The sequence below is a fragment of the Acidovorax sp. CF316 genome, from assembly GCF_000276605.1.
Lineage (GTDB): Bacteria > Pseudomonadota > Gammaproteobacteria > Burkholderiales > Burkholderiaceae_C > Acidovorax.
This window is the reverse complement of sequence record NZ_AKJX01000193.1, coordinates 13209-38814: the sequence shown is the minus strand read 5'-3', so window position 1 is coordinate 38814 and position 25606 is coordinate 13209. Positions and strand designations below refer to the sequence as shown.

General features: G+C 68.4%; 21 protein-coding genes. 12 read left to right on the top strand and 9 right to left on the bottom strand.

Annotated elements, in window-relative coordinates; translation table 11 throughout:
- Positions 1 to 91: 91 nt before the first annotated feature.
- The 4 genes from PMI14_RS23655 (at position 92) to PMI14_RS23640 (ending at position 6423) form a co-directional block, all read left to right on the top strand.
- Positions 92 to 2275, top strand: a complete 2184-nt coding sequence (locus PMI14_RS23655; RefSeq protein ID WP_007858056.1) for a TonB-dependent siderophore receptor — start codon at positions 92 to 94, stop codon at positions 2273 to 2275.
- Entirely contained in the window at positions 2244 to 2837 is a 594-nt protein-coding gene (locus PMI14_RS23650; protein WP_007858055.1) for a sigma-70 family RNA polymerase sigma factor, read from the top strand. Before PMI14_RS23655 ends, PMI14_RS23650 begins: the two co-directional genes overlap by 32 nt.
- Entirely contained in the window at positions 2834 to 3859 is a 1026-nt protein-coding gene (locus tag PMI14_RS23645) for a FecR domain-containing protein (RefSeq protein WP_007858053.1), read from the top strand. The genes PMI14_RS23650 and PMI14_RS23645 overlap by 4 nt, the downstream gene beginning before the upstream one ends.
- Positions 3860 to 3966: 107 nt before the next feature.
- Complete coding sequence (locus tag PMI14_RS23640; RefSeq protein WP_007858050.1) at positions 3967 to 6423, top strand: TonB-dependent receptor; 2457 nt, start codon at positions 3967 to 3969, stop codon at positions 6421 to 6423.
- Positions 6424 to 6452: 29 nt separating this feature from the next.
- Here the strand turns inward: PMI14_RS23640 and PMI14_RS23635 are convergent, their stop codons facing one another.
- On the bottom strand, positions 6453 to 6932 hold the full coding sequence (locus PMI14_RS23635) for a DUF4124 domain-containing protein (protein ID WP_007858048.1): 480 nt from the start codon (positions 6930 to 6932) through the stop codon (positions 6453 to 6455).
- A 78-nt stretch (positions 6933 to 7010) separates the two neighbouring features.
- Here PMI14_RS23635 and PMI14_RS23630 point away from each other — a divergent pair, with 78 nt between their 5' ends.
- Positions 7011 to 8252: an NAD(P)/FAD-dependent oxidoreductase gene (locus PMI14_RS23630; protein ID WP_007858046.1), complete on the top strand. Its 1242-nt coding sequence runs from the start codon at positions 7011 to 7013 to the stop codon at positions 8250 to 8252.
- Here the strand turns inward: PMI14_RS23630 and PMI14_RS23625 are convergent.
- Positions 8246 to 8989 (bottom strand): helix-turn-helix transcriptional regulator, encoded by a 744-nt coding sequence (locus PMI14_RS23625; protein ID WP_007858045.1) that lies wholly within the window; start codon positions 8987 to 8989, stop codon positions 8246 to 8248. The two genes, PMI14_RS23630 and PMI14_RS23625, sit on opposite strands and share 7 nt — an antisense overlap.
- A 69-nt stretch (positions 8990 to 9058) precedes the next feature.
- Complete coding sequence (locus tag PMI14_RS23620) at positions 9059 to 12319, bottom strand: EAL domain-containing protein (RefSeq protein WP_007858044.1); 3261 nt, start codon at positions 12317 to 12319, stop codon at positions 9059 to 9061.
- 320 nt (positions 12320 to 12639) lie between these two features.
- Here PMI14_RS23620 and rpsU point away from each other — a divergent pair, with 320 nt between their 5' ends.
- Positions 12640 to 12852, top strand: coding sequence for a 30S ribosomal protein S21 (gene rpsU, locus PMI14_RS23615; RefSeq protein ID WP_007833691.1), 213 nt, complete (start codon positions 12640 to 12642; stop codon positions 12850 to 12852).
- 113 nt (positions 12853 to 12965) lie between these two features.
- On the top strand, positions 12966 to 13415 hold the full coding sequence (locus tag PMI14_RS23610; protein WP_007858043.1) for a GatB/YqeY domain-containing protein: 450 nt from the start codon (positions 12966 to 12968) through the stop codon (positions 13413 to 13415).
- A gap of 7 nt (positions 13416 to 13422) precedes the next feature.
- On the opposite strand, the gene PMI14_RS23605 is transcribed toward PMI14_RS23610, so the two are convergent.
- Positions 13423 to 14334: a LysR substrate-binding domain-containing protein gene (locus tag PMI14_RS23605; RefSeq protein ID WP_007858042.1), complete on the bottom strand. Its 912-nt coding sequence runs from the start codon at positions 14332 to 14334 to the stop codon at positions 13423 to 13425.
- A 115-nt stretch (positions 14335 to 14449) separates the two neighbouring features.
- On the opposite strand from PMI14_RS23605, the gene PMI14_RS23600 reads away from it, so the two are divergent.
- Positions 14450 to 15544, top strand: a complete 1095-nt coding sequence (locus tag PMI14_RS23600; protein ID WP_007858041.1) for a tartrate dehydrogenase — start codon at positions 14450 to 14452, stop codon at positions 15542 to 15544.
- 101 nt (positions 15545 to 15645) lie between these two features.
- On the top strand, positions 15646 to 16137 hold the full coding sequence (locus PMI14_RS23595) for a hypothetical protein (RefSeq protein WP_007858040.1): 492 nt from the start codon (positions 15646 to 15648) through the stop codon (positions 16135 to 16137).
- A gap of 26 nt (positions 16138 to 16163) precedes the next feature.
- On the opposite strand, the gene PMI14_RS23590 is transcribed toward PMI14_RS23595, so the two are convergent.
- The 5 genes from PMI14_RS23590 to PMI14_RS23570 are packed head-to-tail and all read right to left on the bottom strand — an operon-like array spanning position 16164 to position 21312.
- Complete coding sequence (locus PMI14_RS23590) at positions 16164 to 17090, bottom strand: O-acetylserine/cysteine exporter (RefSeq protein WP_007858039.1); 927 nt, start codon at positions 17088 to 17090, stop codon at positions 16164 to 16166.
- Entirely contained in the window at positions 17087 to 18115 is a 1029-nt protein-coding gene (locus PMI14_RS23585) for an SDR family oxidoreductase (RefSeq protein ID WP_007858038.1), read from the bottom strand. The genes PMI14_RS23590 and PMI14_RS23585 overlap by 4 nt, the downstream gene beginning before the upstream one ends.
- Positions 18112 to 19044: a bile acid:sodium symporter family protein gene (locus PMI14_RS23580; protein ID WP_007858037.1), complete on the bottom strand. Its 933-nt coding sequence runs from the start codon at positions 19042 to 19044 to the stop codon at positions 18112 to 18114. The genes PMI14_RS23585 and PMI14_RS23580 overlap by 4 nt, the downstream gene beginning before the upstream one ends.
- A 16-nt stretch (positions 19045 to 19060) precedes the next feature.
- Positions 19061 to 20428, bottom strand: coding sequence for an NAD(P)/FAD-dependent oxidoreductase (locus PMI14_RS23575; RefSeq protein ID WP_007858036.1), 1368 nt, complete (start codon positions 20426 to 20428; stop codon positions 19061 to 19063).
- A 23-nt stretch (positions 20429 to 20451) separates the two neighbouring features.
- Positions 20452 to 21312 carry an SDR family oxidoreductase gene (locus PMI14_RS23570; RefSeq protein ID WP_007858035.1) on the bottom strand — a complete coding sequence of 287 codons (861 nt, stop codon included), beginning with the start codon at positions 21310 to 21312 and terminating at the stop codon, positions 20452 to 20454.
- A 97-nt stretch (positions 21313 to 21409) separates the two neighbouring features.
- Here PMI14_RS23570 and PMI14_RS23565 point away from each other — a divergent pair, with 97 nt between their 5' ends.
- The 3 genes from PMI14_RS23565 (at position 21410) to PMI14_RS23555 (ending at position 25474) form a co-directional block, all read left to right on the top strand.
- Positions 21410 to 22174 carry an IclR family transcriptional regulator gene (locus tag PMI14_RS23565; protein ID WP_007858034.1) on the top strand — a complete coding sequence of 255 codons (765 nt, stop codon included), beginning with the start codon at positions 21410 to 21412 and terminating at the stop codon, positions 22172 to 22174.
- 331 nt (positions 22175 to 22505) lie between these two features.
- Positions 22506 to 23267, top strand: coding sequence for an NAD(P)-dependent oxidoreductase (locus PMI14_RS23560; RefSeq protein WP_007858032.1), 762 nt, complete (start codon positions 22506 to 22508; stop codon positions 23265 to 23267).
- A 332-nt stretch (positions 23268 to 23599) separates the two neighbouring features.
- A complete protein-coding gene (locus tag PMI14_RS23555) occupies positions 23600 to 25474 on the top strand; it encodes a potassium transporter Kup (protein ID WP_007858030.1) in 1875 nt (624 codons plus the stop codon).
- Positions 25475 to 25606 lie beyond the last annotated feature (132 nt).

Sequence of the window (25606 nt, the reverse complement as noted above, 5' to 3'; positions counted from 1 at the left end):
GCCCATGCGGCGCATCCGAAGCATCCACTCATCCCGATTGCACTCCAACGCGGCTGCAAAAAGACATTGAACAGGCTCCAAGGAGTGCTCCATGTCCGTTTCCCGTAGGCAGCCCGTCTGCCGCCTGAACCCGTTGGCGCTGGCCGCCATCGCCGCTGTGCTGGCCGGCGCAGCCCAGGCCCAGGACGCCGCCCCAGCGGCCTCCACCGACCAGATCACGGCCCCCAAGGCGCTGGACAGCGTCACCGTGTCGGGCTCGCGCGAAAGCGCCTCCACGCGCCTGCAGCTGACCGCACGTGAAACGCCGCAGTCCACCACCACGGTGACGCGCGAACAGATCGAGCGCCAGTCGCTGACCAGCATCGACGCCGTGCTGCGCAACGTGAACGGCGTGGCCGTGAGCTTCTACGACACGCAGCGCCCGCTGTACTACGCCCGCGGCTTCCAGATCACCGACTTCCAGATCGACGGCCTGCCCTCGTACAGCAGCAGCACCAACCAGGAATACGACACCGCCCTGTACGAGCGCGTGGAGATCGTGCGCGGGGCCAACGGCATCCTGACCGGCGTGGGCGTGCCCTCGGCCACGATCAACATGATCCGCAAGCGGCCGCAGCGCGAGTTCGCGGCCTCGGTGGCACTCACCGCCGGTTCGTGGAACCTGTACCGCGGCGAGCTCGACATCAACGCCCCGCTGACCAAGGATGGCAGCGTGCGCAGCCGCCTGGTGATCGCGCCACAGAAGAAGGACAGCTTCCGCGATCGCTACTCCGAAGACAAGACCGCGCTGCTCGCCGCCATCGAGGCCGACCTGGGCTCGTCCACGGTGGCCACGCTGGGCTACCAGCGCCAGTCCAACGACCCCAAGGCGCCGATCTGGGGCACGATCCCGCGCTTTGCGACCAATGGCTCGCCCATCGACCTGCCCACCTCGGTGAGCTTCTCGCCCCCATGGACGCGCTGGGAGCGCACCTCGGGCACGCTGTACGCCACGCTGGAGCACCAGCTCAATGACGACTGGAGCGTGAAGGCCGCCCTGAACCACACCGAGGGCGACACCTTCAGCCTGCGCACCTACGGCTACGGCCGCACCGTGTCGCTGGCGCCCTTCATCAACCCCACCACGGGCGCCGGCACCACGCTGTACGCGGCCGTGGGCGGCGGCAGCGAAAAGCAGGACACGGTGGATGCCTACCTGTCGGGCAAGTTCGAGCTCGGCGGCCGCAAGCACGACCTGATGGTGGGCGTGAGCTCCACACGCATCGCCACGCGCACCGATGGCTACAGCTCGGTGGCCAACTGGAGCTACGTGATCCCCAACATCTACACCTGGGACGGCAATGCGCCCGCGCCCGTGTACTCCAAGACCGGCGCCTGGCGCACGCAGATCACGCAGCAGACGGGCCTGTTCGCCTCGGCGCGCTGGCGCGTGGCCGAGCCGCTGTCGCTGCTCACCGGCGTGCGCCTGACCGACTGGCACCGCCACAGCGACAGCTATGGCACCACCGGCGCCTATGCCGGCAAGAGCGCGATCCAGGACGAGAACCGCAAGGTCACGCCCTACATCGGCGCGGTGTACGACATCACGCCCACGCTGTCGGCCTACACGAGCTACACGCGCATCTTCAACCCGCAGAACTACAAGGACCGCAACAACAACCCGCTGTCGCCGGTCATCGGCAGCAATACCGAAGCGGGCCTCAAGGCCGAGCTGCTGGACCGCCGCATCCAGGCGCATTTCGCGGTGTTCCAGACCAAGCAGGACAACTACGGCGTGCGCGATGGCGCCATCACCACGCCGCTGCCCGATGGCACCCTGCCCTACGTCGCGGTCAACGGCACCAAGTCCACCGGCTTCGAACTCGAGTTCTCGGGCATGGCCACCAGGCAGTGGCGCGTGAGCGCAGGCCTCACGCGCGCCAAGGTCACGCGCGCAGCCACGGACCTGATCTACGCCAACCTGCCCGAGTACCTGCTGCAACTGGGCACCGACTACCAGTTCTCGGGTGCGCTGGCCCCGCTGTCGGTGGGCGGCAACCTGGTCTGGCAAAGCTCGGTCGAGGGCTTCAACATCCCGCACCCGAGCGGCACGGTGACCGTGAAGCAGTCGCCCACGGCGGTCCTGGGCCTGCGCGCCTCGTGGCAGTTCAACCCCAAGCTCAGCGCCACCCTGGCCGTCAACAACGTGACGAACAAGAAGTACTGGGCCAACCTGGACTACGGCAACTACAGTGACCCGCGCAATGTCAGCCTCACAATGCGCGCTGCGTTCTGAGCCTTCCCCTGAGGCGCTTGCGCGCCCGGGTTCGGCCGCCACGGCGGTGGCCGCCGCGCACGCCGAGGCGGCCCACCCGGCCGGCCTCTGGTACACCAGCCACCATGCGTGGCTGGTGGTCTGGCTGCAGCGCAAGATGGGCTGCCCGCACGGTGCCGCCGATCTGGCGCAGGACACCTTCCTGCGCGTGCTCGCCGCGCGCGGGATCGAGCAGGTGGCGGAGCCGCGCGCCTTCCTGACCACGCTGGCCAAGCGGGTGCTGTTCAGCCACTGGCGCCGGCGCGAGCTGGAGCAGGCCTACCTGCAGGCGCTGGCCGGGTCACCGCAGGCCACGGCGCCCTCGGCAGAAGACCTGGCTCTGATGCACGAGGCATTGCTGGCCATCGACCAGCGCCTCGCCGGCCTGCCCGGCAAGGTCCGCCAGGCCTTTTTGCTGCACCGCATCGACGAACTGACGCATGTGCAGATCGCGCGCGAGATGGGTGTCTCGGTGGCCAGCGTGGAGCGCTACGTGAAGCAGGCCTACCTGCACTGCTGCAGGCAGGACGCAGACGCCCCATGAGCAGCACCCCTCCCGGATCGGCGCAGGACGCCATCACGGCCGCGGTGGACTGGCAGGTGAGGCTGACCTCCGGCAGCGCACATGCACACGAGCACGCGGACTTTGCGCGCTGGCTGGCCGCCGATGCGCGCCACCAGGCCGCCTGGCAGCGCGTGCAGGGCGTGCTCGCAGAGCCCGTGGAACAGATCCACCGCATCGACCAGCGCAGCCCGGGCCAGTTGCCGGCCATCCACCAGAGCCTGGCTGCGGGCGCAGGACCGGCGTCGCGCCGGCGCAGAAGCCTGCTGGGCGGCTCCACCCTGCTGCTGGCCACCAGTGTGGGCGCCGGCTACCTGGCCCACCGCAGCCAGCCGCTCGGTGAACTGCTGGCCGATGTACACACCGGCACCGCCGAGACCCGCCACAGCGTGTTGCCCGACGGCAGTACGCTGGACCTGAACGCCCGCAGTGCGGCCGACCTGCGCTTTGACCACGGGCAGCGCCTGGTGCGGCTGCGCGCCGGTGAACTGCTGGTGCAGGTGGCGCGCGATGCCGTGGCCGACCCCTCTTCGGGCCTGCCGGCGCGCCCTTTCGTCGTCCAGACCCGGCATGGCACGGCCCAGGCCCTGGGCACCCGCTACCTGGTACGCCAGGAGGCAGAGCGCAGCCTGGTGGTGGTGCTGGAGCACAGCGTGGCCGTGCAGACCGGCGACGGCGTGCGGCGCCTGCTGCGCGAAGGCCAGGCCGCCTGGATGGATGGCCAGCGCATCGAGATGGTGGAGCAGCGCATGGCCCACCATGCCAGCTGGACCGAAGGGGTGCTGGATGTGCGCGACGAACCGCTGGGCGAGGTGGTCGCCGCACTGGGCGCCTGGCGCAGGGGCCCGGTGCGCATCAGCCCGGCGGCCGCCCGGCTCCGGGTGTTCGGCGTCTTCCGGCTGAAGGACACCGAGCGGGCCTTGCAGGCCCTGGTGGACACCCAGCCCATCCGCGTCACCCGCTATGGCCCGATGCTGACCCTGATCGACCTGGCTGCCAGCTGATACGGTCTGCCGGACTTTTTTTGTCGCCGGGTGAGGGGTTTTGCGCGGCCCGTTGGACAAGGGGGAAAGAACCCCTTTTTCCATCTTCAGCACAGGAACCCGATCCCATGCCCAGCCCCTCCTTTCGCCCCCGCCTGCTCGTCGCGGCCCTGAGCGCCGCACTGGGCAGTGCCAGCCTGGCACAGACCCTCCCCGCCATGGGCGACACCCTGGTGGCCCAGGCTGGCGCCGTGCAGAACTGGGACCTGCCTGCCGGCGCCCTGGACGAGACCCTGGCCCGCATCGCCCGCCAGGGCGGCAAGATCCTCACGGCCGACCCGGCGCTGCTGCGCGGCAAGACCGCCCCGGCCGTGCGCGGCAGCTTTGCCCTCGAAGAAGCGGCGCAGCGTGCGCTGGCAGGCTCGGGGCTGGGGCTGGTGCGCCTGGGCAGTGACACCCTGACCGTGCGCCCCGCGCCTTCTGCCCCTCCTGCCACCCCCGCTGCGGCACCGGCCGCAGCCGCGCCCGGCACGGCGGAGCGCAGCATGGCGACCGTGACGGTCGAGGGCTCGCGCGACCCCAATCAGGTGTACCAGCCCTTCCCGGGCGGTCAGGTGGCCAAGGGTGCGCGCCTGGGGGCCCTGGGCAACACCGCCCTGCTCGATGCACCCTTCGCCATCAGTGGCTACACCGAGCAGGCCACACGCGATGCGCAGGCCCGGCGCCTGATCGACGTGCTGGCCGTGGACCCGGCCGTGCGCTCCACCAACTCCGAGAGCAATGCGGTGGACGTGTTCTTCCTGCGCGGCCTGCCCATGCTGAGCCAGGACATCTCGTTCAACGAGACCTTCGCGGTGGTGGACACGCGGCGCATCGCCGTCGAGCAGTTCGAGCGCATCGAGGTGCTCAAGGGCCCGAGCGCTTTGCTCAACGGCATCGGTCCAAGCAGCAGCACCACGGGCGGCACGATCAACCTGGTGCCCAAGCGCGGCACCGACGTTCCGCTGACCCGGCTGACCCTGTCCGCCTCGTCCCACGGCCAGCTGGGGGCCCACCTGGATGTGGGGCGCCGCTTCGGCACCGACAACGAATGGGGGGTGCGCATCAACGCCGCCAGCCGGGGCGGTGGTTCCACCGGAGTGCCCGACGAGAAGGTGGGCACCGACCATCTGTCGGCTGCACTCGACTACGCGGGTGAAAGGCTGCGTGTCAGCCTGGACCTCGCCCAGAACCGCCGGCACTTCGATGGCTTCCCCCAGTTCTTCCGGTTCAACGAGGGCTTTGCCCTGCCCGCACCGCCAGCGACCAGCCAGGCCTTCAGCCAACCCTGGGACAGCAGCGACACCAAGAGCTCTTCTGCCGTCTCGCGGGTGGAGTTCGACATCACCCCCGACTCCACCGTGTTCGGCGTGCTGGGTGGCGTGAACTATGAGGAGTCGAACATCAACGCGGGCAACCCGCGCATCACGTCGACCAGCGGCAGCTTCACGGCCCAGCCCAGCATTTTCAGGACCGGTTCATCCCTGCGCTCGGGTGAGCTGGGCTGGCGCATGCGCTTTGCCACGGGCCCCGTCAAGCACCGGGTGGTGCTGGGCTATTCGCGCTTCACGGGGGATGGCGCGAGCCTGAGCCAGTCCATGGGCAGCGCGTTCACCAGCAACTTCAACAACCCCGTCTTCGTCGCGCGGCCCACCCTGCCCACCGGCGGCGTCCCGCTGCGCTTTCAGGACAGCGTCTCCGACAGCCTGGCCGTGATGGACTCCATGCACCTGCTGGACGACCGCCTGCACCTGGTCGGCGGGCTGCGCTACCAGAAGCTGGACATCGGCGAGTTCTCCGCGGGCGTGGAGCAGCGCCGCTTCGACCAGACGGCCACGGCGCCCTCGCTGGGCGCGAGTTACAAGCTGGCCCCCACCTTCTCGGTGTATGCCAACTACGCCGAAGGCCTGGCGCAAGGGCCGGTGGCACCGGCTTCCACCGCCAACCTCGGCACGGTGTTCCCCCCCTTCAAGGGCAAGCAGATCGAGACGGGCCTGAAGTACGACGGTGGCTCCTTTGGTGCCAGCGCCGCCCTGTTCCAGATCCGCCAGCCGGTGTCCTATGTCAACGGAGCGAACTTCCTCGTGGTCGATGGCGAGCAGCGCAACCGCGGCCTGGAGCTGTCGGTTTACGGCGAGGTGGCGAAGAACCTGCGCCTGAATGCCGGCCTGGCGCTGTTCGACGCCGTGCAGTCCAAGACCTTGAACGGCGCCAACGACGGCAAGAAGGCCATCGGCATTCCCGACCACAGCCTGGTGCTGGGCGCCGAATGGGACATCGCGGCCCTGCCCGGCCTGACGGTGACCGGCCGATACACCAAGGTGGCTCGCCAGATGGCCAGCGTGGACAACAAGCAGAGCATCCCCGGCTTCGACAGCTACGACCTGGGCCTGCGCTATGCAACGCGCCTGGCTGGCAAGCCGACCGTGTTCCGCCTGGCCGTTGAAAACGTGGCGGATTCGTCGCATTGGCTCTCCGTGCGCACCGGTTTCCTCTCGCGCAGCACCCCGCGTACCGCCCTGTTCTCGGTCAGCACGGAGTTCTGACGCGCCTGCGCGTACTGGCCGGCGCAGGACTACAGGGCGCCAAGCTCCTCTTCCAGCGCTTTCAGTTGCTTGCGCAGCTCCTCGCTGCGGGCCTCGCACGCCGCCTTGCCCTGGCCGGCTGCGGCCGCCCGCTCCTGCGCAAACTGGGTGCCCGATGCCAGGGTGCTGCGCAGCGGACCCGCGCTGGCGACGGCCTCCGCGGGTTGCGCTCCACATTCCTTCTGGTTGCGTTCCAGGGCCGCACGCGCCTGGGGCACGCCCTGGTTCTGCAGCTGGTTCTTGCGCTGCCAGGTGGGGCCGAACGCCCCCTCCCTGGAGGTGGAGGGCGGTGACGGGATCGGCGTGGCACCCTCCAGGGCGGGGCGCACCTCGATCTTCTCGCCCTGGCCCGGGCAGGACGCGTCCTGGAAGGACACCTTGCCATCGGCATCCGTGCACTTGTTGATGGCCCAGGCAGGGGCCAGAAAGCCCAGTGCCAGGGTGCAGGCGGCGTAGCGGATCACGGTCATGGGGGCAGTCCTTGCGGGATGGATGGCACATGCTAACCGCGCTGCGGTTCATGCGGCACCCTACAATGCGCGGCTTCCATGACCATCCCTTTCTTTGACGCCATCATCATCGGCGCCGGCGCAGCCGGCCTGTTCTGCGCGGGCCAGGCGGGCCAGCGCGGCCTGTCGGTCCTGCTCATCGACCACGCCGAGAAGGTGGCCGAGAAGATCCGCATCTCGGGTGGGGGGCGCTGCAACTTCACCAACCGCGACCTCGACCCGGCGGCCCCCCACAAGCACTTCGTGGGGCAGAACCCGCAATTCTGCCGCTCGGCACTGTCGCGCTACACGCCGCAGGACTTCATCGCGCTGGTGGACAGGCACGGCATTCCCCACCACGAAAAGCACAAGGGCCAGCTGTTCGCCGACCGCTCGGCCGAGGACCTGATCGCCATGCTGCTGGCCGAATGCGCCGAGGGCGGTGTCACCCACTGGCAGCCCTGCGGCGCCAGGAAGATCGGTTTCCAGACCGACAACGATGGCCAGGGCATCTACCTGGTCGAGACCGACCGCGGCCCGGTGCAGGCACGCAGCCTGGTGGTGGCCACCGGTGGGCTGTCGATTCCGAAGATCGGCGCCACCGACTTCGGCTACCGGCTGGCCCGGCAGTTCGACGTTCCGCTCATTGAGCAACGCCCGGGGCTGGTGCCCATGACCTTCGACGGTGCCGGCTGGGCGCCGTATGCCCAGCTCGCAGGCCTGGCGCTGCCGGTGCGGATCAGCACCGGGGCCAAGAAGGCGCGCATGGTGTTCGACGAGGACCTGCTGTTCACGCACCGTGGCCTGTCGGGCCCGGCGGTGCTGCAGATATCGAGCTACTGGCAGGAGGGCACGCCCCTGGCCATCGACCTGGCCCCCACGGTGGACCTGCCCGCCGCGCTGGCGCAGGCCAAGATGCGCTCGCGCAAGCTCATCGCCAACGAACTGGCCACCCTGGTGCCGAGCCGCCTGGCCGATGCCTGGGCCCAGCGCGAGGCGGACTGGCAGCGCCCCATCGCCGAGGCCTCGGACAAGGCGCTGGCGCGCCTGGCCGAGCAGCTGGCGCGCTGGGAGCTCACGCCCACGGGCACCGAGGGCTACAAGAAGGCCGAGGTGACGCTGGGCGGCGTGGACACGCGCGCCCTGTCGCAGCAGACCATGGAATGCAAGGCGCAGCCTGGGCTGTACTTCATCGGCGAGGTGGTCGACGTGACCGGCTGGCTGGGCGGCTACAACTTCCAGTGGGCCTGGGCCAGTGCCCACGCCTGTGCAGAAGGTCTGGCCGCCAAATCGGCTCAGTGACTGGACGCACTGGCCACCTGGCCCCAGCGCACATGGCCTAGCCAGTTGCGCAGCGCCACGGCGCCGCCGGGCGTGATCTCCAGCGCGCGGCTGTCGGCACGGCGCAGCAGCCAGCCCTCTTGAAGGCAGTGGCTGCAGATCATGGCGCCGAGCTTGCCGGCCACGTGCATGCGCCGCTCGCTCCAGTCCAGGCAGGGTCGGCAGTGCGGGCGCTTGCCACTGCCGGCCGCGCCCTGGCGGGCCCCTTCATCCAGGCCCAGGCGCTGCAGCACAGCTGCCGCCTGCGCGGTGACATGGCCGCCCGCATCGCCGTCGAAGGCCATGGCCCCCTCGTCCAGCAGGTGCTCGGTGATGGCCACGCCCAGGCGCCCGGCAATGTGGTCGTAGCAGGTGCGCGCGGTGCGCAGGGCCGCATCGCGCGGACCCACCACCACGCGCCGGGGTGCCGTTGCAGGCGCCGGCTGCTGCACGGCCAGCTGCATCAGGCCTTCGAGCACGCGCGCCACGTCGGCCGAGGCCAGGCGGTGGTAACGGTGGCGGCCCTGGCGTTCCAGGCGCAGCAGGCCGGCCTCGACCAGCAGGGCCAGGTGGCGGCTCGCGGTCTGCGCGGTGATGTGGCCGGCATCGGCCAGCTCGCGCGCCGTGAGCGCGCGCCCGTCCATCAGCGCCATCAGCATGGCCGTGCGCGCGGGCTCGCCGACGAGGCCGGCGATGTGGGCGATCTGGTTGGTGTTCATGCCCCCAGTGTGCACCGCATCGGCGCGGCCACACTTCGCTCGCCAGCGAAGCGGGCGGCCCAGGCGCCTTCAGGGCACGCTCACCAGCTCCCCGAAACGCGAATCCCCGAGCGCCGGGCGCTGGGCATGCAGCAGCACCCATTCCTGCAGCTGCGCCACCGGCAGCGGCCGGGTGAAGTGAAAGCCCTGCAGCTCCTCGCAGTCGAGCGCATCGAGCACCTGCACCGTGGCCAGGTCCTCCACGCCTTCGGCCACGATCTTCAGGCCCAGCGTGTGGCCCAGCGCGATGATGGCGCGCGTGATGGCCATGTCGGCCGGGTTGGTGAGCATGTCGTGGATGAAGGACTTGTCGACCTTGAGCCGGTCGATGTCGAAGCGCTTCAGGTAGGCCAGGCTCGAGTAGCCCGTGCCGAAGTCGTCGATGGACAGCTGCACGCCCAGGGCCTTGAGCGCTGCCAGCTGGCGCTCGGCCGAGTTGGCATGGTCCATGAGCTGCGACTCGGTGATCTCCAGCTCCAGCCGGTGCGCCGGCATGCCGCAGCGCGTGAGCAGCGCTTCGATGTCGGGCACGAGCTGGGGGTCGGCCAGCTGCGCCGCCGAAAGGTTCACCGACACCGAGACCTGTGCCAGCGGGTGCGGCACAAAACCCTGCGGCCCTTCGTGCTCCAGCGACTGCCAGGCCACCCACTGCGAGCAGGCCTGCTGCAGCACCCAGGCGCCGATGGCGCGGATCATGCCGGTCTCTTCGGCAATGGGGATGAACTCGCTGGGCGGCACCATGCCCAGCACCGGGTTGTTCCAGCGCAGCAGCGCCTCCACGCCCAGCACACGCGAGCCCCGGGCGCTCAGGCGCGGCTGGTAGTGCAGGCTCAGTTCCCCACGCCCCAGGGCCCGGCGCAGGTGCTGCTCCATGGACTGGCGGGCCAGCGCGCGCTGGTCGGTCTCGGCCGAATAGAACAGGGCCATGTCGCGGCCGGTGGTCTTGGCCTCGTACATGGCGGCATCGGCACGGCGCATGAGCTCGTCGATGTCGCCGCCATCCTCGGGATAGACCGCGATGCCCACGCTGCAGCTCACGTTGAGCTCATGGCCCTCCACCGGATGCGGCTGGCGGATCAGCGGGATCAGGCGGTTTTCGACCAGTTGCTGCACATCCTCGGGCCCGGCCACGTCGCGCATGATGACCACGAACTCGTCGCCGCCCAAGCGGCTCACGGTGTCGCGGCTGCGCACGGCCTGCGTGAGGCGCTGCGCCACCGAGCGCAGCAGGCCATCGCCGATGTGGTGGCCCAGCGTGTCGTTGATGGCCTTGAAGCGGTCCAGGTCGATGAACAGCACCGCGACGCGCTCGCCGAAGGCATTCGCGTGGGCCAGCGCCAGCTGCAGGCGCTGCACGCACAGCGAGCGGTTGGGCAGCTCGGTGAGCACGTCGTGGTGCGCCAGGAACTGGATGCGCTCCTCGTTCTGCTTGCGGTCGGTGATGTCGATGGCGATGCCGATGTGGTTGACCACGGCCCCGGCCTTGCCCTCGCGCACGGCAGAGACCATGAGCCAGGCCGGGTAGGTCTCGCCCGAGCGGCGGCGAAAGCGCACCTCGCCCTGCCAGGACTCCTTGTCCTGCATGGCGCGCGCGATCTGCGCCGACAGCGGCTCCTGCCCTTCACTGTCTTCCTGCAGAAAGCCCAGGCCCTCGCCGATCACCTCGTAGAAGTCGTAGTGCGTGCTGCGGCAGAAGGCCTTGTTCACGCTGATGATCTGCTGGTCGGCATTCATGATGATGATGCCCTCGGACGAGGCCTCGAACACCTTGGCCCACAGCTCCAGGCGCTGCTCCATGACCTTGAGCACGTTGATCGGGGTGAAGGCCGTGAGCACCGCGTCGCGCCCCTGGAACACCAGGCGCCGCGCCGACAGCACGGCCCAGGAGGGCTCGGGCCCGCCCTTCCAGCGCACCTCGAACTCGTCGACCGAGCCCTGGTCCGCCAGGCGCTGGAAGAAGCGCCCGCGCACGCCCGGCTCCAGCCCCGCCACCCAGGGATCGATGGTGCGGCCGTTGAGCCACTGGCCCGCAGGCGTGTTCGAGTGCAGCACCTCGTGCTCGGGGATCGAGGTGACCATGATGGGAATGGGGAAGGCCTCCACCAGTTCGCGCTGCGCCTCGGCGGCGCGCGCGCTGGCGGCCAGCTCCTGCTGCAGCAGGCGCTCGTGGTCGAGCTGGGCCAGCATGCCGTTGAAGGCCGTGACCAGACGGCCGATCTCGTCGCTGCTGTTCCAGTGGGCGCGCAGCGTGTGGTCGCCGCTCTTTCTCACCTCGTCGGCCACGCGGGCCAGTTGCTGCAGGGGCTTGGCGATCTGGCGCGCCACCAGCGTCACCAGCGACAGGATGCAACCCAGCAGCACCAGCGCCGTGCCCAGGTGCAGCCACATGCGCGAGTACAGGCTGGCCACGCGCTGGTGCAGCAGGCGATCGAGGTCGTTGATGCCCGAGCCCCAGGCGGCCTGCAGGGCGCCGAGCACCCTGGCCTCCTGCTCGGCCAGTTGCGCCATGGTCAGGCGCGACTCCCCGCTGGCGATGGCCTGCAGGTGCGACTGGAATTCGAGCAGCGTGGCGTTGAGCGCCTCGCGGTCGTGCACCAGCGCCGTACGCAGCTCGGGCGAGCCGGCGATGAAGGCCTGGTTGTAGTCCGACTCGATCCCCAGCGTGACGGCCTCCAGCCGCCCCACCAGCGTGAGCAGCTCCGACGACCACTGCGGCCCGCGCGCGGTGCGCGGCGAGTTCAGGAAGCTCACGGTGTCGTGCACGGCCTGCAGCAGCTCAGGGAAACGCAGCACCGACAGCGACATCTCGTAGTAGCTGTCGAGATCGGGATCGAGGATCAGGTTGGACTGGTTGCCCACGGTGGTGAGCAGCTCGCGCCCATCGCGCAGCAGCTGGCTGCGCAGGCGCGTGAGGGCCTGCGGATCGGCCGTGGCGGCGGCATCGGTGCCCAGGCGCTCGAGCGCATCCTGGAAGCGCTGGCCGGCCTCCTGCGTGTGCAGGGCCTCGTCGTGCGCGGCACGCACGGTGCCCAGGCGCTCCAGTGTCTGGGCCACCGAGAGGGACGGCTCGCCCGGCTGCAGGAAGCGGCCGAGCAGGCCGTCGCGCACCACGGTGGCGTAGCTCGTGCCCACGATCTCCTTGCGCGTGAAGTCGATGGCCTGGTTCTTCTCGTGGATCAGGATGCTGGAGACGTAGATGACCGCCGTGAGGTCCAGCAGATAGATGAGCATGAGCTTGCGGCCCACACTGAGCCGGCCAAGCCAACCCGATACGCGATGCATGATTGCCATGGGTGCCCAGTTTCCCGTTCCTGCAAGATGCGCCCGGCGGTTCGGCGCCGGGCAGTGAGGTCGTGCGCCGTTGCGCCCGGGTCGGACGCAATGGAAACACTCTGTAAGTACACATGCAATTTCCGCGCCACACGCACCACCTTGGGGCGGCCAGAACGCACTTCCACAATTCCCGCATCCAACTGCTATAATGCTCGGCTTCGCTGGCATGCCCCGTCGGCCAATACTAGTTACAGACGGGGACAACCGCCACGCACGGTCTTGAGGCCCGATCTCCCCAAGACCCTCTGCGGGCAAAAAAATTTGGAAACCATTAGCTAATGACTACGATCCGCGTAAAAGAAAACGAACCCTTTGACGTTGCACTGCGCCGCTTCAAGCGCACCATTGAAAAGCTCGGCCTGCTGACCGACCTGCGCGCCCGCGAGTTCTACGAAAAGCCAACGGCCGAGCGCAAGCGCAAGAAGGCTGCCGCCGTCAAGCGCCACTACAAGCGCGTGCGCAGCATGCAGCTGCCCAAGAAGCTGTACTGATCGCTGGCCTTCACAGGCCGCATCAACCCGCGCTCGGGACGCCAGGCGCGGGTTTTTTGTTTTTTGCGCTCTCTTTTTGCAGATTCAACGACAAGACCACCAGGAGAAATGCCATGTCCCTCAAGGACCAGATCACCGAAGACATGAAGACCGCCATGCGCGCCAAGGACAGCGAGCGCCTGGGCACCATCCGCCTGCTGCTGGCGGCCATGAAGCAAAAGGAAGTCGACGAGCGCGTAGTGCTCGACGACGCGGCCGTGGTCGCCATCGTGGACAAGCTGATCAAGCAGCGCAAGGACTCCATCGCCGCCTTCGAACAGGCCGCGCGCCAGGACCTGGCCGACAAGGAGAAGTCCGAGCTGGTGGTGCTGCAGGCCTACCTGCCCGAGCGCATGTCGGCCGAGGAGACCCTGGCCGCCGTGAAGGCCATCGTGGCCGAACTCGGCGCCTCGGGCCCTGGCGACATGGGCAAGGTGATGGGCGTGGTCAAGACGCGCCTGGCCGGCAAGGCCGACATGGGCCAGGTCTCCGCCGCGGTGAAAGCCGCGCTTTCCGGCGGCTGATCGGCCATCAGCCGATCGCGGACCACTCCTTCTGGAAGTGGTCCTGCAAGAACTCCACGCACACGCGCACCTTGGCCGATAGGTGCAGCCGCGTGGGGTAGACGGCCCAGACGTTGGCGTCCTGGCGCCATTCGGGCAGCACCTGCACCAGCTGCCCGGCCTGCAGGTGGGGCTGCACGTCCCACAGCGAGCGCAGCGCAATGCCGCGCCCGTCCACGGCCCATTGCACAACCATCTCGCCGTTGTTGGCCGACAGCGGCCCGCGCACCTTGACCATCTCCTCCACGGCGCCGGCACGCAGGCGCCACACGCCGATGGGGTGGTCGCGCTCCTTGATCACCAGGCAGTCGTGGCTGGACAGCTCGGCCAGCGCGCGCGGCGTGCCGTGGCGCGCCAGGTAGGCCGGCGCGGCGCACAGCACGCGGTGGTTGTCCGCCAGGCGCCGCGCGATCAGGTGCGGGGCGATCTCGTCACCCACGCGCACGTCCAGATCGAAGCCCTCGCCGGCCACGTCCACCAGCCGGTCGAACACATCCAGCCGCACCTGCAGGCCCGGGTGCCGCTCCACCAGGCGCGACAGCGCGGGCGCCACGATGCGCCGGCCAAAGCCGAAGCTGCTGCTCACGCGCAGCAGGCCGCGCGGCTCGCGGCGCGTGACCGCCACCTCCTGCAGCAGCTGGTCCACGTCGTCCAGGATGCGCTGGGCCCAGTGGAACACGCGCTCGCCCTCCTCCGTGACCGCCACGCGCCGCGTGGTGCGGTGCAGCAGCTTCACGGCCAGGTCTTCCTCGAGCAGGCGGATGCGCTTGCTCACGTAGGCGGGCGAGGTGCCCAGCTCGGTGGCGGCGTCGGCAAAGCTCGATTTGCGCACGACCACGGTGAACACGCGCAGGTCGTCGTTGGAGGGTGTTTTATGCACGAAGTGTGAACAATGGATGCACAGGCGGCAGATTGTATTTTGGTGAGGGCTATCCAACAATGCACGCCATGCCCTGTTTGCACGGGCTTAGCCAACCATCCAAGGAAGACATCTGATGAGCAGCACCACCCAGTACACGATCGCCGTGATCCCCGGCGACGGCATCGGCAAGGAAGTCATGCCCGAAGGCCTGCGCGCCGTGAAGGCCGCGGCCGAGCGCTTCGGCATTGCGCTGACCTACCGCACCATCGATTGGGCCAGCTGCGACTACTACGCCGAGCACGGCCAGATGATGCCCGACGACTGGAAGGCGCAGCTCTCGGACGTGGACGCAATCTTCTTCGGCGCCGTGGGCTGGCCGGCCACCGTGCCCGACCATGTCTCGCTGTGGGGTTCGCTGCTCAAGTTCCGCCGCGAGTTCGACCAGTACATCAACCTGCGGCCCGTGCGCCTGTTCGAGGGCGTGCCCTGCCCGCTGGCCGGCCGCAAGCCCGGCGACATCGACTACTTCGTGGTGCGCGAGAACACCGAGGGCGAATACACCTCGCTGGGCGGCATCATGTACGAAGGCACGGATCGCGAGATCGTGATCCAGGAGTCGGTCTACTCGCGCAAGGGCACGGACCGCCTGCTGCGCTTCGCCTTCGACCTGGCGCAGAGCCGCCCGCGCAAGCATGTGACCCTGGCCACCAAGAGCAACGGCATCGCCATCAGCATGCCCTGGTGGGACAAGCGCGCCGACGAGGTGGCCAAGGACTACCCGGAGATCACGCTGGACAAGCAGCACATCGACATCCTGACCGCGCGCTTCGTGCTGCAGCCGGGCCGCTTCGACGTGGTGGCCGCGACCAACCTGTTCGGCGACATCCTGTCGGACCTGGGCCCCGCGACCACCGGCACCATCGGCCTGGCCCCCTCGGCCAACCTGAACCCCGAGCGCAGCTTCCCGTCGCTGTTCGAGCCCGTGCACGGCTCGGCGCCCGACATCTACGGCAAGAACATCGCCAACCCCATCGCCATGATCTGGTCGGGCGCGCTGATGCTGGACTTTTTGACCCAGGGCCAGGGCGCCGGCCGCGCCGCGCACGATGCCATCGTGGAGGCGATCGAAAAGGTGCTCAAGGACGGCCCCCGCACGCCGGACCTGGGGGGCACAGCGAGTACGGTGGACGTGGGACAAGCGATTGCAGCGTTGGTTGCAAGCCACTGAGCGCCCTCGGCTCCTGCAAATCAGGCGCCAAAAACCGCGCGCCGCCGATGTGATGGCAGACTATCGACCTCCATTTCCACTTCTTTGCCAGGAGAGTTGCCTTGGGTGTCAGAACTGTCTCGCTTGCACTGATCATCGGTGGCCTCGCATGGCTGGGAGCCGAGTATGCAGAGAACCGCAAACGGCCTTCGCGGCTGAAGGTCCCCACCGAAGCAGAGCTGAGCACGGTCTCGGGCAAGGCCATCGGTGCCCGCGTCGTTGAACACAAGTCCAAGAAGAATGTGCTGGCCAGCCGCTACACCGAACTCGACGTCAAGGGCTCCGACGGCGTCGTCACCCTGCGCCTGGGAGACCCGCACTCCGAGCGCGTGCTCAATGGGCTGAGCGGGGAAACCGTCACTGCGAAATTCGACCCCAAGGACGAAAAGACGATATTCAGCCTCAGCACGCCAAGCCGCCAGGTGGTTGCCTACCGTGACACGGCTGCCTACAAACACAAACTCGTGGAGTCGAACAGCGGCGGCTACGTGGCTGGCTGGATTGCAATGGTCCTGGGAATTGCGGGCTTTTGGTTCAGCCGCAAGCCGCAATAAGGACTCACCCTCGGGCGCGAAGTGCCTCAGCCGCGACCCCATCGGGGTCCAAACTGGTTGATGAGCATGCCGCAGAGCACGATGGCCGTGCCGCCCCACTGCGCTGTGCTGGGCTGCTCACCCAGCACCAGCATGGCCGCCAGCAGGCCGACCACCGGGATCAGCAGCGAGAACGGTGACACGCGCCCGGCCGGGTGGCGCTGCAGCAGCCGCGTCCACAGGCTGTAGGCCAGCAAGGTCGCCAGCAGGGCCAGGTAGAGCACGGCGAACAGTGCTTGGCCATTGAACGCTGCGAGCTGCGCGGCCACCGCGGCGGGGCCATCGAGCCACAGCGCCAGCGCGAAGAAGGGCACGATGGGCACCGTGCTGCTCCACACGACAAAAGGGAACGGCGCGTAGTCGCCCCCCACGCACGCCGCAAGGCGCACCACCAGGTTGGACAGGGCCCACATGAAGGCCGCGCCCAGCGTGAGCACGAAGCCCGCCAGGCTCATCTGCAGCGCGCCCTCGCCATGGGCGCTGGCGATCACCAGCAGGCCCGCGAAGGCCACCGCCAGGCCCAGCCACTGCGCCGGGCGCGCGCGCTCGTGCAGCAGCGTGACCGCGAGGATCAGCGTGAAGAAGGCCTGGGTCTGCATGACCACCGAGGCCATGCCCGCCGTCATGCCCAGGCGCAGGCCCAGGAACAGCAGGCCGAACTGCCCCAGGCCCTGCGCCAGGCCGTAGGCCACGATGAAGCGCCAGGGCAGCGCCGGGCGGCGCACGAAGAGCAGGAAGGGCAGCGAGGCCGCCATGAAACGCAGCGCGCCCAGCAGCATGGGGCTGAGCGCCTGCAGGCCCATCTTCATGACCACGAAGTTCGACCCCCAGATAACGATGACCGCCAGCGCGCAGGCCAGGTCGCCCTGCGACAGCGCACGGGCCGGCGCTGCGCCCAATGCCGTGGTGCTCATGCGCGGCTGCCTGCCAGCGCGCCAGCCACGGCCACGGGCCGCCCCTGCCGCTGCCGCGCCGCGACGAAGGCATCGAAGGCCTGCGCACTGGTCTTGCGCGGCACATAGCCCAACCGCTCCTTGAGGGCGGTGTTGAGCAGCACCGGCCGGTAGCGCAGAAAGTCGAGCTGCTCGGGGCCATAGCGGCTGATGCCCAGGCGCGAGCCCACGCACAGGGCCGATTGCAGCAGCCAGGCTGGCAGGTCCAGCGTGGTCTTGCCCAGGCGCGCGGCGATCTGGTGGATGGTGAGCGCACCGTCGCCCGCCAGGTTGTAGCAGCCGGGCGCCGCGCTATCGAGCGAATGCAGCAGCGCGCCGGTCACGTCCTCGTCCCAGATGAAGACGAAGGGGCTGTCGCTGCCGCGGATGGCCAGAAGGCGCGGCTTTTCGAACAGCGCGGTGATCTGGTTGTCCACGCGCTCACCCAGGATGGTGCCGATGCGCAAGATGGTTTGCGCCAGCCTTGGGTGGCTCTGGCGCCACTGCCCTAGCATCTCCTCGACCAGGCGCTTGTGGTGCGCGTAGGCAAAGCTTTCGTTGCCGCGCAGCGGGTGCGATTCGGTGAGCCAGGGCGCGTTGTCGGCATGGTAGCCATAGGCCGCGCCGCTGGAGGACACCACCAGGTGCCGCACGCCCTGGGCCGCGCAGGCTTCGAGCACGTTGCGCGTGCCATTCACGTCCACGTCGTACTCGAAGGCCCGGTTCGAGTCCCGACCCGGCGTGACGATGGAGGCCAGGTGCACCACGGTGTCGATGGCATGGCGCTGCAGCGTGGCGGCCAGGGCCTTGTCGCGCACGTCCTGGGCCTCGTAGGTGACGCCCGGCTGGCGGCGCTCGGGCGGCACCTCGCGCACATCGAGCGCGACCACGCTGCCGGTATCCGGACGCCGCGCCAGCGCCGCCACCACGCCCCGGCCCAGGAAACCGTCGGCCCCGGTGACGAGGATGTTGCGGGCGCGCGGGACCGGTGCGACCGGCGCGGTCATGCGCCCTCCCCTTGCGCCAGCACGGGCGCACCCACCGGGTCCTTGCGGCCCCACCAGCTGGCCAGCGCCAGGCCGGCGATGATGTCCCAGAAGCCCCAGACGCCGGCCACCACGGCCATGCCGCCCAGGCCGCCGAAGAAGCTGAAGATCACCACCAGGCCCAGGCCCGCGTTGCGGATGCCGACCTCGATGGCCACGGCGCGCCGGTCGTAGTCCTGCAGGCCGGTGGCGCGCGCGCACAGGTAGCCCGTGCCGAAGGCCAGCGCATCGTGCAGCGCCACGGCCAGCAGCACCATGCCCACATAGTCGAGGAAGAAACGCCAGTTGCCCGCGATGGCGCCCAGGATGAAGCCGATGAGCGCCAGGAAGCTGACGATGCGCACGGTCTTCTTCACGCGCTGCGTGAGGCGCGGCAGCTGGTGCGCGCACGCGAGACCCAGCACGAAGGGCACGCCGATGATGGCGACGATGTGGCCCACCATCTCCAGCGGGTCGAGCGCAATGGTCTTCAGGAGCGGCGCGGCCGTGGGGTGCATGCCGCCCCAGAAGGCAAAGTTGAGCGGCATGGCCACGATGGCGATGGCGTTGGAGATCGCCGTCATGGACACCGACAGCGCCACGTTGCCGCGCGCGCGGTGGGTGAGGATGTTGGACACATTGCCCGGCGGGCAGCAGGCCACGAGGATCATGCCCAGCGCAATGCTCGGGCCCACGCCCAGCAGCAGCGTGAGCACGTAGGTCACCGCCGGCAGCACGATGAACTGCGCGGCAATGCCCACGGCCATGGCCCAGGGCATCCTGGCCACGCGGCGGAAGTCGTCCACCCGCGTGTCGAGCGCGATGCCGAACATCAGGAAGGCCAGCACCGCATTGAGCAGCATCAGCGACGCGGGGTTGAAGTTCAGGCGGATCTCGTCGACGGGCAGCATGGTCAATGTCTCCTGTTCAGGCCAGTTGCGCCGATGCGTTGCGCACGGCGGCGCGGTAGGTGTCCTTGTGCACGTAGTAGGCCATGCGTTCGAGCTGCAGGTACTTGAAGCCGCCCGACAGGTCGGGCGGCGGGCCCTGTACCGCGGCCGTGAAGGCCTGCGCTGCGGGCGTGCCGGCATCGAGCGCCTTGAAGTAGCGCGCCACCAGCTCGGCCTGCTCGTAACGGCCCTGCCAGCCGATGCCACTGGCCTCGATCATGCCCAGCACGGCCAGGCGGCGGCGCCCTGGTGCAAAGATGTTCAGGTGCAGGCGCGGCGCCATGCCCTGCCAGTTGAGCAGCCCGCGCGCAATGAAGGGGTAGTGCAGCGTATAGCCCGTGGCGGCCAGCACCATGTCGTAGTCCTGCTGCGTGCCGTCCTTGAAGTGCACGGTGGCGCCGTCGAAGCGTGCGATGTCGGGTTTCACATGGATGTCGCCATGGCCCAGGTGGTGCAGGATCAGCGAGTTCACGATGGGGTGCGACTCGTACATCTTGTAGGTGGGTTTGGGAAAGCCGAAGCGCGTGGGGTCGCCCGTGAACCATTTGAGCACCGTGCTGTCCACCTTCTGCTTGAGCCAGGGCGGCAGCGGGCGCTTGCCGCCCAGCGTGTCGGCCGGCTTGCCGAACACGTACTTGGGCACGAAGTAGTAGCCGCGCCGCACCGAGATGTCCACGCCCTCAGCATAGTGCACCGCGTCCACCGCGATGTCGCAGCCCGAGTTGCCGGCGCCGACGATGAGCACCCGCTTGCCCTTGAACTGCTCGGCGTGCTTGTAGGCCGAGGTGTGCAGCAGCTCGCCGCTGAAATGGCCCTCGAAGCGCGGCATGCTGGGCTCGGCCAGCGTGCCGTTGGCGATCACCACGCCCTTGTACTCGGCGCACTCGGTGCGTCCATCGGCCGTGGCGATGGTCACGCGCCACAGGCTGTCCTCGCTGTCGTCCACGGGTTCCACCTTCAGCACGCGCACACCGAAGCGGAAATGCCGGCGCAGGTCGAAACGGTCGGCAAAGGCCGCGAAGTAGCGGCACAGCTCGCGGTGGCTGGGGTAGTCGGCCACGCTGTCGGCCATGGGGAATTCGCTGAACTCGGTGGTGCGCTTGCTCGAGATCAGGTGGGCCGACGCATAGACCGTGGAGCGCGGGTTGGCGATGTTCCACAGCCCGCCCACGTCGGTATAGGCCTCGAAGCCCTGGAACGGAATGCCGAGCTTTTGCAGGTTGCGCGCGCCGGCCAGGCCCGAGGGGCCGGCACCGATCAGCGCAATGGAGCCCCGCGTGGTAGGCGTGGTGCTGTCCACGCAGGCCTGCAGGTCGGCGGGTGCGTTGCGAAGGTCGTCTTGCATGGGCTGGGCCTGGAAGTGGAAATTCAACGGGGCTTGGCGGGCGCTGTGCCATCGGCGGCACCCGGCAGGCCCGGGATGGCGGAGGCACCCGCCTCGCCCACGCGCGGCTTGCGCGGCTGGCCGCGCAGCAGGCGGTCATAGGTGGCGGCGGGCAGGCAGGCCAGCAGGCGCGAGAGCCAGCCGATATGCCGAGGCAGCACGATGTGCTCGCGCCCGCGCGCCACGCCGGCCAGCAGGGCACGCGCGGCGGCATCGGGCTCCATCAGGCCGGGCATGGCGAAGCGGTTGCCGGCGGTGAGTGCGGTGCGCAGGTAGCCCGGGCTCACGGTGTGCACGGACAGGCGCGAGCCCCGGCACTCGGCACGCAGGCTTTCGAGGTAGCGGATCAGCCCGCCCTTGCTGGCGCAGTAGGCGCCATTGCCGGGCATGCCGCGCCAGCCCGCGATGCTGGCCACGCCCACCAGGGCGCAGCGTGGCCCCTGCACGGCGTGCACACGCAGCGCCTGCACGAAGGGCTGGAAGGTGGTGGCGGGCCCCAGCAGGTTGATCTCCAGCATGCGGCGCATCACGGCCAGGTCACCGGCCTCGCCGGTGTCGAAGCCGCCGGCCACACCGGCGTTGGCGACCACCAGGTCGGGCAGGCCGGCACGCGCCATCCAGTCGGCCGCCACCTGCGCCATGGCGGCCGCATCGGCCACGTCGGGCGTGTACACCGCACAGCGCCCGGGCGCCGTGGCGGCCAGGGCGTCCAGCACGTCGCGCCGCAATCCCACCAAGGCCACCTGCGCCCCCTGGGCCAGCAGCTCGCGCACCAGGGCCTGGCCCAGGCCGCCACAGGCACCGGTCACGACGGCATTGCGAAAGGGTGCGGGAGATAGGGCCATGGGCGGGGGTATGTCCGGGAGAGGGGTTGCGCCCACTGTAGGGCAGGCCTTATAAATCCCGGAATATTTTCTTATTACGTCTCGGAATCAGAGATTCATGACAGAAAACACCGCCACCACATCGCCCGGCCTGCGCCTGTTCGACCTGCTCGAGGTGCTGGTGCGCGAGGCGCGCCCGCTCACGCTGGCCGAGGCCGTGGCCGCCAGCGGCTGGCCCAAGCCCAGCGTGCACCGGCTGCTGGTGCAGCTGGAATCCGGCGGGCTGCTGGCGCGCGAGCCCGACGGCCGGCGCTATGCGCCCGCACCGCGCCTGCTGCGCCTGGCCGAGGCCACGCTGGCCGGCAGCACGCAACAGGGCGTGCGCCATGCCGTGCTGCGCCAACTGGTGGCCGAGGTGGGCGAGAGCTGCAACTTCACCGCCCTGTCGGGTGTCGAGGTGGTGTACCTGGACCGCATCGAGTCGGCCTTTCCGCTGCAGATGCAGCTGCGGCCCGGCACGCGCGTGCCGGTGCACTGCTCTGCCAGTGGCAAGCTGCTGCTCGCGCACATGGCTGCGGGCCAGCGCAACCGGCTGCTCGAAGGCCTGGCCCTCACGCGCCACACCGCCACCACGCTGACCACGCGCGCCGCACTCGATGCGGAGTTCAGGCGCATCCGCAAGGACGACTATGCGGTGGATGCCGAAGAGTTCGTCGAAGGCCTGGTCTGCGTGGCTGTGCCGGTGCGCGGTGCCGACGGCAAGAGCATCCGCTGCGCCGTGGCACTGCAGGCCCCCGTGGCACGCATGTCGCTGGCGCAGGCGCTGGACAAGCTGCCGCGCCTGCAGGCAGCGGCCGCGGCGTTGGCGCGGACCTGGAACTGAGGCGCCAGGCTTGGCGCGTGGCGCCCTGCGCATGCCGCCCGCCACCTGGCGGATGCAACCGATCAGTTGCTCGGTGCTGGGCGTGGGCCGCTGGCCGCGCAGCGTGATCAGGCACCCACCCACCACAAAAAACGTTCCGTGAAATCCATCACAAACCCCGCCAAGCCCCCCCAAAAGCACCAGCAAGCAAGGCAACAAATGCAACCCAAGCCGTGAACAAATTCACCACCCCGCCACCGCATCACCGAGAGGGGCGGTGACTTCCAAGGGACTGCATGGAATGATCGCGGCCAGGCTCTCGAAGCCCTCCACACCAACCCATCCAGACCCCATGAAACGCATCCTCATCCTCGGCGCCACCGGCTCCCTCGGCCGCCACGTGCTCGAACAGGCCGTCACTGCCGGCCACCAGGTCTCCGTGCTGGTCCGCAATCCCTCCAAAATGCCTGCGGAGACCCGATCGCTGGTCACCGTGCACCAGGCCGACCTCGGCCAGATCGCCGCGGGAGACCTGGCAAGCATCGTCCGCGGCCACGACGCGCTCATCAACTGCGCGGGCATGGTCACCGAGGGCCAGGTCTTCGTGGACCTGGTGGAGCGCATCGTCGAAGGCGTCGAGTCGCTGCCCGCCGTGGAGCGACCCGTCTGCTGGTTCCTGGGCGGTGCCGCGGCGCTGGACATCGGCCAGACCGGCCGCAAGGGCGTGGCCCTGCCCAAGGTGCGCGACACCTACTGGCCGCACGGCAAGAACTACGAGCGCATCTGCGCATCGCCGCTGGACTGGCGCATGCTGTGCCCCGGCCCCATGGTCGAGCAGGCCGCGCTCGGCCTGGCACGGATGCGGCTGTCCACGGAGCAGCTGCCGGTGCGCATTGCGGGTTTTGCCAGCGCGCTGCCGGCCCCCCTGCTCCTGCTGGTTTTCGCATCCAAGGTGCCGGAGATGATCGTCCCGTATGCCGACGCCGCCACGCTGATGCTCGCCCACCTGGAACCTGCCGGCCCCCTGTCGCGCCACCGGGTGGGGCTGGCGCTGCCCGTGGGCATGCGCGGCAAGAAGGACACCTGGGCAGCAAGGCCCGCCGCAGCCGCCTGAGCGCCCGCCAGGTTGCCGGTGGGCCGCAACGGCCGGGCGGCGGGTTGGCCACGATGCCATGGAGGAAGGCCACGAACTCTGCCCAGGTGTGCCTTGCCCATGGGATGGCAGATCGTCTTGCAACCGATGCGGCTTGATGTCGCGCCGTCCGTTGGCAAGCCACCACCATGCCGCGTTCAACCCGTGGCAATATGGCAGGGCGCCGTTGAACCGGGGCCAGGATGTCTGCAAGGAAGGGCATTGAAAGCGCATCGCCGCACCACCATGCTGGCCAAGTCCCCCCATACCCCGCAAAGGCCGCCTGGCCAGCTTCACTCAAAAGAAGGTCCAGAATGCAACCACCGCGGCAAGGCTTGGGAGTTCTTACCCTCAGTGCACTGGGAGTCGTCTACGGAGACATCGGCACAAGCCCCCTGTACACCATGAAGGAGGTCTTCAATTCGGCCCACTCGCTCGCGCTTGACGCAGCGAACATCGTTGGCGCTGTCTCGACGATCCTGTGGGCGCTGATGGTCGTAGTGACACTCAAGTACGTCGTCCTGATCCTTCGCGCCAACAACCGGGGGGAAGGCGGAATCATGGCACTGACCGCGCTCGCTGCGAAGGCAGCTGGCAGCACCCCTCGGCGCCACACCATTCTTTTGCTGGTGGGCGTCCTGGGCGCGGCCCTTTTCTACGGAGACGCCGTGATCACGCCGGCGATATCGGTGTTGAGCGCTGTGGAAGGGCTGGAAACCATCACGCCTGCACTCAAACCCTACGTACTGCCCATCTCGACCGCCGTGATCGTAGGCCTGTTCCTCGGGCAACGCTATGGTACGGCCATCGTAGGCAAGCTGTTTGGTCCGGTCGTCGTCCTCTGGTTCTCTGTCCTCGCCATCACGGGCCTGGTGCAAATCATCCAGAATCCGGCGATCCTGGCGGCGGTCAACCCGCTGCGTGCCTTGGAGTTCATGCAGGCCCGTGGATGGCACCTGTTCGTCGTCATGGGGGCGATCGTTCTGGCACTGACGGGAGCCGAGGCTCTGTACGCAGACATGGGGCATTTCGGCAAAAAGCCGATTCGCCTGGCCTGGAACACCTTCGTTTTGCCCGCGCTGGCGCTCAACTACATGGGACAGGGGGCGCTTCTCATGAGCGATCCCTCCTCACTCGGAAACCCGTTCTTCAACCTCTTTCCGACTTCCTGGCTGATACCCGCCGTCGTGCTGGCAACCCTGGCTTCGGTGATTGCATCCCAAGCCACGATCTCCGGCGCCTACTCGCTGACGAAGCAGGCCATCCAACTCGGGCTGCTGCCCCGCATGCGAATCTTCCACACTTCTGAGAACGAGGTGGGGCAGATCTACGTTCCGTTTGTGAACTGGGCGGTGATGGTGGCGGTGCTGCTGGCCATGGTGGGCTTCGGAAGCTCTTCGGCACTGGCCTCCGCATATGGCATCGCTGTGACGGTCACGATGCTCATCACCACCTTGCTGACCTTCTTCGTAGTCCGGCATGCATGGGGATATCCGTTGCCACTGGCTTTGGCCGCGACAGGTGCCTTCTTGCTGATTGATGCCGTACTGGTGGTTTCGTGTGCGCTGAAGTTCTGGCAGGGAGGCTGGTTCCCGATTGTGTTGGGCGGCGTGATCTTCGTGGTCATGGCGACCTGGCGGCGTGGCCGGGAATTGCTGATGGAGCACATCCAGCGTGACGATCCGGAGCTGCTGCCATTCATCACCACGCTGGCAGTCGACGAGAACGTGCGCCGCACGCCCAGGACCGCGGTGTATGCCGTCGCCAACCCCGATACCGTCCCCCAGGCGTTGATGCATAACCTCAAGCACTACCAAGTGCTGCATGAGCAGAACCTTATTCTCACCGTGCGGTTCCAGGAGGTACCTTGGGTGCCGCAGGAAGAACGGCTGCATGTGGAACCGCTGGTCGACGGATTCTGGAAAGTCCAGGTGAATTTCGGTTTCAAGGATGAGCCCGACGTGCCGCGCGCACTTCGCCTCTGCGCGAAGGAAGGCCTGCTGATCGACGAATTCCAGCTGTCCTATTTCCTGAGCCGAGAGATCGTGATCCCGACCCGGGGAGCAGGAATGGCGCACTGGCGCGAGGCGCTGTTCGCAACCATGGCACGCAATGCCGGCAGCATCGGGGATTTCCTGAGGCTTCCACACAATGGAGTGGTGGAACTGGGAACGCGCGTGCAAATCTGATGCCCGATCTTCTCCAACGCTGCGTGGACTGCAGCGACGACAGGAAAGCAAGGAGCAAACACAGCCTCCGTCGGCGCACCAAGGACAGGGTCCGAGCCGTTGCGGAGCGAATCAGGCGCTCGCTCGCTGCGA